Here is a 1,384-nt window from a genome sequence, read left to right on the forward strand (position 1 = left end):
AGACGACAACGAAGGGTAAAAGCCAACGTACTATGGGTTTTGCTAACATCAAAAATCCTTTTTTATTGTTGTATTCAGCCGAATGCTCGTGTTGGTTTTTCAACCTAAATGCGACATCAAAAAGCATAATGCTCAATGAGTTAGCAAGTACTCCCTGTGAGCAATCGGTGAGTTCATTGCATCTGAAATAGACGAAGATATTTGTACTTCTGTAGCGACTAACAACATGGTGTGTGGCCGTTACATCATTCAACTAACTTGAAACGAAATCATGCAGTTCAAGGCAAGGAACCCGTGTTCGTTGCCTGCTTGCTGAGGCCAATTTCAAGTAAAGTAAGAGAGCTGCGTTTTTCTGTGGTGACTAGCCACAAATAACCGTCTATTCAAAGTTAATAAAATTAACAAAAAATTAACCAGTTCCGCAAGTTGTGCTGACTTACTTCTTTTGTCTCTAGGCAAACGCTGTGCCAAACATTTACCTCAATAAATTCATATGGTTATATATTTCAATTGATTTATTACAGAGCGCTATTGGTTATTATCGCCAGATATTAGTGATAATGACCAATACAACAAGAAACATAAGTAAAATAAATGATTTTGTGCGCCATAAAAATAAACTGAAATTAGGAGAAAAACGCGCCCAATACCGCTTTCTTCCCGCAGTATGATCTCACTTCATGGATTTACTTGACTAAACACTCGTTCTTTAGCCGCGATAACTGCACGTTGAAAGCACTTATGTCTATACTTCAATACAGTAAGGTTTTGTAAGACAAGGAAATGTGCATTGTTACATACGCTCTCCAAATTCATTTTCGCATCCATGTTCTCAGTGCTTTCAGCATGCTCATCAATCGAATCAAATCAGCCAAGTGAGAAATCCACAACTTTCCATTTCGGCTATCAACAAGATTCGGTTCTGGCTCATTACTTTGAAGCTTATGGCGAAGATCCTAAAACCATCACTGGCTTTTACCCGCTCAACCAAGGACACGATGCCCTTCTTGCTCGTACTTCTCTTATCGAGTCCGCACAAAAAAGCTTGGATCTTCAGTATTATATTTATCGCGGTGACGAAACCAGCCAGCTGATCACTTGGCGTTTGTACGAAGCAGCCAAACGAGGCGTCAGAATCCGACTGCTGCTTGATGACATGCAAAAACGCAACGACAACGTCATGGCGGCTCTAAATACGCACCCCAATATTGAAATACGCCTGTTCAATCCTCATCAATACCGCGCTGCACGAATCTTTGCGTTAACCAGTGACTTCGAACGACTGAACCGCCGAATGCACAATAAGTCGCTGATTGCTGACAGTGTCTCTGCGATTGTCGGAGGACGAAATATTGGTAACGAGTATTTCTCTTTTGAATCAGAA

1 protein-coding gene is annotated in these 1,384 nt (G+C 40.9%); it reads left to right on the top strand.

Annotated features, from left to right (window positions below; all coding sequences use genetic code 11):
- Nucleotides 1-790: 790 nt before the first annotated feature.
- Nucleotides 791-1,384, top strand: a 594-nt coding sequence (locus R7P67_RS24380; RefSeq protein ID WP_318086257.1) for a phospholipase D-like domain-containing protein, incomplete at its 3' end; no start/stop codon positions are given.

The organism is Vibrio sp. Vb0937, assembly GCF_033338855.1.